General features: G+C 74.9%; 6 protein-coding genes and 1 pseudogene. 3 read left to right on the top strand and 4 right to left on the bottom strand.

The annotated features are described in order from the left end of the window. The 3 genes and pseudogenes from E1212_RS24425 to E1212_RS30955 form a co-directional block, all read left to right on the top strand. The coding region (locus tag E1212_RS24425; protein WP_203417167.1) for a M15 family metallopeptidase at nucleotides 1–571 on the top strand (571 nt) is incomplete at its 5' end. Between the two features lie 80 nt (nucleotides 572–651). Then, complete coding sequence (locus tag E1212_RS24420; RefSeq protein WP_131987315.1) at nucleotides 652–2,241, top strand: ArnT family glycosyltransferase; 1,590 nt, start codon at nucleotides 652–654, stop codon at nucleotides 2,239–2,241. A 44-nt stretch (nucleotides 2,242–2,285) separates the two neighbouring features. After that, nucleotides 2,286–3,374 (top strand): annotated as a pseudogene (locus E1212_RS30955) (hypothetical protein); the annotation flags it as partial. Nucleotides 3,375–3,523: 149 nt separating this feature from the next. On the opposite strand, the gene E1212_RS24415 reads toward E1212_RS30955, so the two are convergent. The 4 genes from E1212_RS24415 to E1212_RS24400 are packed head-to-tail and all read right to left on the bottom strand — an operon-like array spanning nucleotide 3,524 to nucleotide 8,277. Next, nucleotides 3,524–5,173, bottom strand: coding sequence for a DUF2142 domain-containing protein (locus E1212_RS24415; RefSeq protein WP_131987313.1), 1,650 nt, complete (start codon nucleotides 5,171–5,173; stop codon nucleotides 3,524–3,526). Then, entirely contained in the window at nucleotides 5,166–6,089 is a 924-nt protein-coding gene (locus tag E1212_RS24410) for a lysylphosphatidylglycerol synthase domain-containing protein (RefSeq protein WP_131987311.1), read from the bottom strand. The genes E1212_RS24415 and E1212_RS24410 overlap by 8 nt, the downstream gene beginning before the upstream one ends. Further along, entirely contained in the window at nucleotides 6,086–7,237 is a 1,152-nt protein-coding gene (locus E1212_RS24405; RefSeq protein ID WP_203417166.1) for a glycosyltransferase, read from the bottom strand. Before E1212_RS24405 ends, E1212_RS24410 begins: the two co-directional genes overlap by 4 nt. Beyond that, nucleotides 7,234–8,277 carry a glycosyltransferase family 2 protein gene (locus tag E1212_RS24400; protein WP_131987309.1) on the bottom strand — a complete coding sequence of 348 codons (1,044 nt, stop codon included), beginning with the start codon at nucleotides 8,275–8,277 and terminating at the stop codon, nucleotides 7,234–7,236. The genes E1212_RS24405 and E1212_RS24400 overlap by 4 nt, the downstream gene beginning before the upstream one ends. Nucleotides 8,278–8,288 lie beyond the last annotated feature (11 nt).

The raw sequence follows: 8,288 nt of genomic DNA, 5'->3' as shown, positions 1-8,288 counted from the left end.
CGTCGAGCCCATCGGTCCCTCGGTGGCCTCGAGCATGCGCAGCCACGACCCCGCGACCTGCCCGGTCCCGCTCACCGACCTGCGCCACGTCGTCGTCACCCACGTCGGGTTCGACGGCCGCGCCCGCCGCGGCGAGCTGGTGGTGCACGCCGACGTCGCGGCCGATGTCGTCAGCGTGTTCGAGACGCTGTACGCCTCGCGGTTCCCGATCGAGCGGATGCTGCTGGTCGACGAGTACGGCGGCGACGACAACCGGTCCATGGCGGCCAACAACACCTCCGCCTACAACTGCCGCCGCGTCGCCGGCCAGCAGAACTGGTCCGACCACGCCTACGGCCGGGCCGTCGACATCAACCCGGTCCAGAACCCCTACATCGTGGGCAGCGAGGTGCGGCCCCCTGCCGCCGCCGCGTTCGCCCAGGTCGACCGGAGCAGCGACGCCCCGGCGCTGCCCGGCGTCATCCGCGAGGGCGACGTCGTGCTGCAGGTGTTCGAGCGCCTCGGCTGGGAGTGGGGCGGCGACTTCTCCGACCCCGACTACCAGCACTTCAGCGCCCCTGCGCAGCCGTAGGACGCGCGCTTCGCGAACACTGGCCGAACAGAGCGCAACGACCGGCGAACGTCCACGTCACGGCGCTTAGGCTGCTCGCCATGAGGCGTGCGGTGCCCACCGTCGTGTGGCTGATCGCCGCGGTGCACCTGGTCGTCGCGCTGGCGCAGACGGCCGTCTTCCCGAACGCTCGCTCGCCCGACGAGCGCCAGCAGGTGGACCTCGTGCTGCAGGTGGCCGAGGGCGAGGCGTGGCCGTGGCCGGACCCCGGGACGGCGTTCCTGACCGAGGGCATCGAGGCCGGCTACTTCGTCCAGACCGACAGTCTTCCCGGCCGGCAGCACCTCGCCGACCGCGACGACGTGCCGGCACGCGGCGAACGCCCGTCCTACGCGGCGGCCGGCGGCAGCACGTCGACGAGCGCGCCGAACCACAACCAGCTCATCCAGCACCCGCCGCTCTACTACCTGCTCGGCGCGGGCGTGGTGGCCACGGTTCCCGGCTGGCCCGACCAGCCGCTCGACGCCGTCTGGATGCTGCTGCGCTGGGCCAACGCGGCGCTCACCGCCGGGTTGCCGCTGCTGCTCTTCCTCACCGCGCGGCGCCTCGGGCTCCCGGCGCCGCTGCCCGTGGTGGCAGCCGCGACGATCCTCGTCGTCCCCGAGCTCACGCACATCGAGTCGTCGGTCAACAACGACACCCTGCTCATCGTGCTGTTCGCGGCGGCGACCTACCTCGTGGCCCGGGTCCTCACCGGCGACCTGCGCTGGCGCACCGGGGCCGCGCTGGGCGCCGTCACCGGCCTGGCGCTGCTGACCAAGGGCTTCGCGCTGCTGATGCCGGCCTGGATCGTCCTGGCCTACGTGGTCGCGGCCGTGCGTGAGAAGCGGCGGCCCGACGCCGTCCGCGGCCTGCTCGCCGCCGCCGCGGCCAGTGTGCCGGGGGCGCTCTGGTGGCTGCGGAACACGCTGGAGTACGGGACGATCCAGCCGCACGGCACGCACACCGAGCCGCCGGACCTGACGGCCGCCTACGGCTGGTCCGACGGCGGGTGGGACTGGCTGTCGCGGTTCGCCGAGCGGATGGTGACGCTGTTCTTCGTCAACGACCACGACTCCGACCGGGCCATGGACGCCTCGTGGTGGATGGCCCGGGTCGCGCTGGTGGTCGTGCTGACCGGCATCGGGGTGGCGCTGGCGCGCCGCGGCCTGCCGCGCGCCGTCGCGCTGGTCCTGCTGTTCCCGATCCCCGCGCTCGCCGCCATCGTCGCACACGGCTCCTATGAGCAGTTCGCCGCGTTCGGGGACATCGCAGCGGCGCAGCAGGGCCGCTACCTGTTCCCCGGCATCGTCGGGCTGATGGTGGTCGCCGTCGCGGGCGCCGCCGCGCTCGCGCCCGCGTACCGGCGCTGGGTCCTGCCGGGCCTGCTCGTCCTCGCGGTGGCGATCCACGCGGCGTTCTGGCACGACGTGTGGACGCTCTACTGGCTGCCCGCGGACGCCGGTGCCGGCAACCTCGGCGGCGTCGTCCGCGCCGCCGAGGCGATGGCCTTCTGGTACCCCTTCCCGCCGGCGGTGCTGGGTGTCGTGGTGCTGGCCGGGCTGGTCGCGGCGGTTCTCCTCGCCCGGACGGCGGTCCGCTCGGCCTCCGTCGCGGCCGAGCCGGCGCGGGCCCCGGAGCCGGTGGCGTGAGACTCCCGGCCCGCGCCCTGCTCCCGCTCGCCGTGCTCACCGCCATGCTGCTGTCGGCCGTGGCCGCGCTGGTCCAGGCGCCGTACGTCACCGGCGACGAGGCCCCGCACATCGACTACGCCTACCGGGTCTGGCAGGGCGAGCTGCCGGTGTTCGAGGACGGCCTCGAGCACCGGCCCGACGGCGCCTGGCTCGCTCCGGTCCAGTGGACGGCGCAGCACCCGCCGCTGTACTACCTGCTCGTGGCGCCGGTGGTCGGGCCGCTCGCCGAGGCCGGCCACCCCGTGGCGGCGGTGTACGCGGCGCGGGCCGTGAACGTGCTGCTCTCCGGTGTGCTGGTGCTGGTCGCGCACGGCGCCGCCCGGCGGATCTGCCGGCCGGGCAGCACCGTCCCGGCCGTGACGGCGTTCGTGGCCGCGCTGATGGCGGGGAAGTCGCTCGTGGGCGGCTCGGGCTACAACGACCTGCTCGCGGCGGTCTTCGTGACGGCACTGTTCGGCGCCGCGGCGATGGCGGTCCGGCGAGGGCTCGACGCCCGCCTGATTCTGGTGATCTCGCTGCTCACGAGCGGCGCGGCGCTGACCCGGCTCTCGGCCGGGGTCGTCGCCGTCGTCGTCGCGGGCGTGGCCGGGCTCGCCGGGATCGTCCGGGCACGGCAGCGACGGGGAGGCTGGGGGCCGGTCGCGGGCCTGCTCGTGGGCGGTCCCGCGCTGGTCCTGGCCGCGGCGGGCTGGTTCTACGTCCGCAACCTCGAGCTGACGGGCACCCTGACGGGGTCGCACTTCGACTGGTCCTACGAGAACCAGGGCCGGTCGCCGAAGCCGCTCGCACAGGTGCTGGTCGAGGCCGTCACCTGGCTGCGCATGCCGAACCTGTTCTGGTGGTCCGGCCAGCAGCCGCCGCGCACCACCTACGTGACGACCGCCATGGTCGTGACGGCGCTGGTGCTGGTCTGGGTGCCGGCCGTGCTCGCCGTCGCCCGCGCCGTCCGCCACCGCGACCGACCCGGCGCCCTGCTCGCCGCCGACCGGCGCCTGCTGCTCCTGCTGCTCGTCCTGCCCGTCGTGGTGCTGGTGACCATGCAGGTGGTGTTCGCCTCCAACGGTGGCGGCGTGTACCCGCGCTACCTGTTGCCCGTCGCGCTGCCGCTCTGCCTGGTGATCGCGGCCGGCCTCGCCACCCGTCCGCGGCTGCTGGTCCCGGCCTGGGCGGCGGTCGCGCTCGCCGATCTCGCCGGCTGGGTCGCGAAGGAGCTGACCACCCCGCCGGCCGAGCCCTGGTACTACACCGACGCGCCGGTCCCGTCCGTCGTCGCCGCGGTGCTCGCGGTGGCCGCGGCCGTGTCGACCACCCGGGTGCTGGTCGACACGACGGCGAACCGGACGCAGGCGCCGACGGCGAGCCCGCCGGCCATGAGGGCCAGCACACCGGCGACCACCAGCTGACCGGGCGAGAGCGGGCTCCACCCGGCCAGGCGCGCCGCCGCGTCGGCCGCGCTGTCCCGGGGGCCCCAGTACATCCCGTGGAACGCGAACGCGAGCGACGCCGCCGCGACCACGCCGCCACCGGCGACGATCCACGGCACGGCCCGGGCCGGCGGCCTGGCCCCGAGCGCCGTCACGACGGCGAGCGCCGCGAGCCCGGCGAACAGGTACCGGCCCTGGACGGCGGTGATCCAGCCGGTCTGCACGTAGTGGTTCCACGCGTTGAGCACCACGCTGGCCCAGAGTGCGACCGGCAGGAGCAGCAGCACGGTGACGTGGACGCGGGAGTCGCGCCGGACCAGCGCCGCCACGCTCAGCACCGCCACGATCGCCGCGCCACCCCAGAACGCCGCCGGCGGCACGCGCAGCTCCAGCCAGCCGAAGTCGCCGAAGAAGGAGCGGGTGAACGCGGTGACGACGGTGGTCGTGAAGTGGCCGATCCCCTCGTTCGGCACCGGCTCCCATCGCTCGGGGATCCCCACGGGCTGGACGGCGCCGTGGACGAGCAGGTTGCGCAGCCACCACCAGCCGCCGGCCGCGAACGCGACCACGCCCACGACGAGCACCCGGCCGGCTCGCGGCCACCAGGTCCGGCGCAGTTCGGCGAGCACGGGCCGGGCGGCCACGCCGGCGAGGACGTAGGCCAGGACCACCATGGGCACCGCGAACGCCGCCATCACCTTGGTGAGCAGGCCGATGCCCAGCGCGACCCCCAATCCGGCCGCCGTGGGCCACCGCAGGTCGCCCGTCAGGACCCGGGCCACGAGCCAGGTGAGCACCGCTCCCGTGAGCGTGACCAGCGCGTCGTTGGTGACCGCCGAGAGGATGTGCGCGGACATCGGGACGAAGAGCACGCCCGCGGCGGCGACGAGCGCGGCCGGCCGCGCCCCGGGCCGCTCGCCCAGCATGGTGCGCACGGTAGCGGCCGCCAGCAGCGGCAGCGGCGCGAGCAGCAGCAGGTCGAACAGCCGCAGCGAGAGCAGCAGCTGGTCCCAGCGGGCGTCGGCGGTCCCGGTCGCGTGCAGCCAGGTCGCCGCGGCCGCGTAGTAGAGCGGCGGGTGCTGGGTCATCTGGTCGACGGTGTCGACGGCGGTCGCGCTCATCCCGGGCCAGGGCAGCGCGTTCTGCGCGGTCACCCGCAGCCGCTGGTCGTCCGGGAGCGGGTCGACCTCGGTGTACGGGACCAGGCCGATGCGGATCCAGTGCCGGCCCGGGATGTCGGACTGCAGCGCGGCCTCCTGGCGGGCGAGGATCATCGCGGGTCCCATCAGGGCCTCGCCGGGTGCCGGCCAGTCACCGCCGTAGGCGAGCCGGAGCACGCTGTTGACGTGCTGCGGCTCGTCGGGAGCGCGGAACGCGGGGGTGAGCACGGCCCAGCAGCCGGCCACCGTCACGACCAGCAGCGTGATCGCCGCGAGCGCGGCCCGGTAGCCGGCGGACTCACGCATGGGCCGGCCGCCTCCGTGTCGCGGTGGCGGCGAGGCCGAGCGCGACGTCGGCCAGGGTCATGAGCACCCGCGACGCCAGTACCGCCACCACGACGGAGCCGCCGGAGAGCTGTCCGGCGAGGACCAGCCCGAGCACCGCCTCGCGCACGCCCGCGCCCGCGGGGACCACCACGACGAGGAAGCCCACCGTCCAGGCCAGCGCATACCCGCCGGTCGCCAGCGCGGCCGTCGCGAGCGTCGCCTCCGCGCCGAGCGCGGTCGCCAGCAGCCACACGTGCAGGCCGGCCAGCAGCCAGGCGAGCAGCGCCCAGGCCGACGCGCGGGCGATCCCGGGGCCGCTCACCGGGTGCTCGAGCGGCGCCCGGCGCAGGAGCCGCAGGAGCATCCCGAGCAGCCGGTTGAGCACGGGCGGCAGCAGCACCACGACGAGCACCGGCAGCGCGAGCAGCGTCGATCCGTACGTGGAGCGGACGTCGGCCGGCCCGGCGAGCACCGCGACGACGGCGACCAGCAGCCCGGTCACGATCGAGACGAGCAGTGCCACCGCCATGGCCGTCACGGACCGCCGGCGCGGGATCCGCAGGCCGGCCCCGATCTCGGCCGCGGCGACCAGGTTCCACACCCCGCCGGGCACGTACTTGCCCAGCTGGGAGACGAGGAACATCCGCGCCGCGGGCCGCAGCGGCACGTCGGAGCCCAGGTCACCGAGGACCGCCCGCCACGAGGCCATGGTGGCGAGGACGTACGCGAGCGAGACGGCGAGCGCCGCCAGCGCCGTCAGCGCGTCGAGCGCCGACCACGCCGCCCGGACGTCGTCCCAGCGGCTCGCGACCGCCCAGGCCGCCGCCGCGAACGCCAGGACCAGGAACGCCCGCCGTACCCAGGGGTGGCGGGTGAAGGCCAGCAGCCGGCTCATCGGGCCGCGGCCGCCGGCGCCGCGCCGAGGGCGTCGATCAGCGGCGCGACGACCTCGCGGGCGGTGAAGCGCCGGCCGGCCTCGCCGGCGGACGTCCGCGCCCGGGCCAGCTCGGCGGGGTCGGTGAGGGCCTCGATCGCGGCCGCCAGCGCCTCGGCGTCGCCGGGCGGCACGAAGCGGGCGCCGTCGCCGAAGGCGCGCCGCTGCGGCGCGGTGTCGCCGGTGACGACGGCACACCCGGCGGCCGCACCCTGGTAGACCTTGTTCGGGACGACGGCGAGAGCCTTGCTCGTCGTGCCGAAGATGCCGAGGCACACGTCGTGCGCGGCCACCAGACCCGGCAGGTCCGCGGCGTCGACCCAGTCGCGCCAGCTCACCTCGACCGTGCCGTCGGGGTCGATCCCGGCCAGCGTCGCCCGTACCGCGGCCGCGTCCTGCCCCGAGCCCGCCAGTGTCGCCCGCACCCGGACCCCGCGCCGGGCGAGCAGCCGCAAGGCCTCCGCGATCACCGTCGCGCCCTGCAACGGCGTGAACAGGCCGAAGAAGACCACCGTCAGCGCACTGCCGTCGGCCCGCGACCCGGGACCCGGCCCGGCGGCGCGGGCCCCGGCGTCGAACCAGGCCCGGGTCGCTCCGACGGGGACCACGACGGCGTCGGCCGCCCGCCGTACGGGCACCCGCGCGGCGTGCTCCGCCGTGTCGGTGACGATCACGTGCGCCGCCGCGATGGCGAGCCGGTCCAGCCCCGACAGCAGGGTGGTCCGCAGGCCGCCGCCGACGCCGCGGTCGCGGGCGGTGCCGACGGCGAAGATCAGGTGGTCCAGCACGATGGTGGCGGTCGGGAACACGACCCGGGCCAGCAGCACGTCGAAGTGGCCGAGGTACCCGACCAGCACGTGGGTCGGCCGCTCGTCGCGGGCGAGGCGGCGGGCCCGGCCGGTGAGCGTGAGCCACCGGCGGCCCAGGCGCGCGACGAGGACGGGCAGCAGCCAGGGCTTGCGCAGGATCTCGACCCGCCGCGCGGTGTCGAGGCCGAGCGGCTCGGCGATCTCCCGGACCTCGATGCCGCGCTCGCGCAGGCCGTCGATCAGGACCTGGACCCGCGGGTGCGCCGTGGCGTCGTAGGTGCCGAACGCCACCACCCTCACGACGCGACGGCTGTCTCGCTGGCGGCCAGGTCCTCGGCCTCGCGCACGAGGTGGGCCGCCGCCTCGCCCGAGGGCGGCGAACCGGGCAGGGTGTCGCGCCGGCCGTCGCCGTACTGAAGGGTCTTGATCCGCTCCAACGTCTCCTCGAGCAGGATCCGGTTGGTCCGCTGCAGGTCGACGATGACGAGGAGTGCGAAGCACAGCAGCGCGCCCACGAGCATCGCGCTGCCGAAGACCAGCGACTGGATGTGGCCGTCGCCGTCGCCCATGAACCAGTAGGCGAGGAACCGCACGAACGGCACCAGGCCCGCCACCAGCATGGGCACCCCGATCCAGCCGAGGATCACGTTGGGCCGGTACATGAGGTACGACCGCGCGATGGCCCGGCCGGACAGGTACATGTGCTGCCAGTGGTTCGTGAACAGCCGCGACTCGCGGGTCTTCTCGTTCGTCACGATCTGCAGCGAGGTGATCGCCAGGCGCTTGTTGCCGGCCTGGATGATCGTCTCCATGCAGTAGCTGAACTGCGTCACGACGTTGAGCCGCAGCAGCGCGGCGCGCGAGTAGGCGCGGAAGCCGCTGGCGGCGTCGGGCAGGTCGGTGCCGGCGGCGTAGTTCACCACGCGCGAGCCGAACCGCTGCATCGCCTTCTTGAACGGCGAGAAGTGCGCGATGGTGCTGGTCTGCCGGTCGGCGATCACCACGTCGGCCTGGCCGGCGATGACCGGCCAGACGAGGTCGGGGATGCGCTCCTGCGGGTACTGGTTGTCGCCGTCGGTGTTCACGACGATGTCGGCCCCGTGCTCCAGGGCGTAGTCGACGCCGTCGCGGAAGGACCGGGCGAGTCCCATGGTGCGGGGGTGACGGAGCACCTCGGCGCCGTAGGAGCGGGCGACCTCGGCGGTCCGGTCGGTGGAGCCGTCGTCGATGACCAGCACGCGGACCTCGTCGACACCGGGGATCTCGCGGGGGATCGAGTCGAGCACCAGCGGGAGAGTCTCCTCCTCGTTGAGGCACGGGACCTGGACGTACAGCTTCATAGCATCCTCGA

This window comes from Jiangella ureilytica, assembly GCF_004348545.1.
In the GTDB taxonomy this organism is placed as follows: Bacteria; Actinomycetota; Actinomycetes; order Jiangellales; family Jiangellaceae; genus Jiangella; species Jiangella ureilytica.
This window is presented reverse-complemented; position numbering and strand designations above follow the sequence as displayed.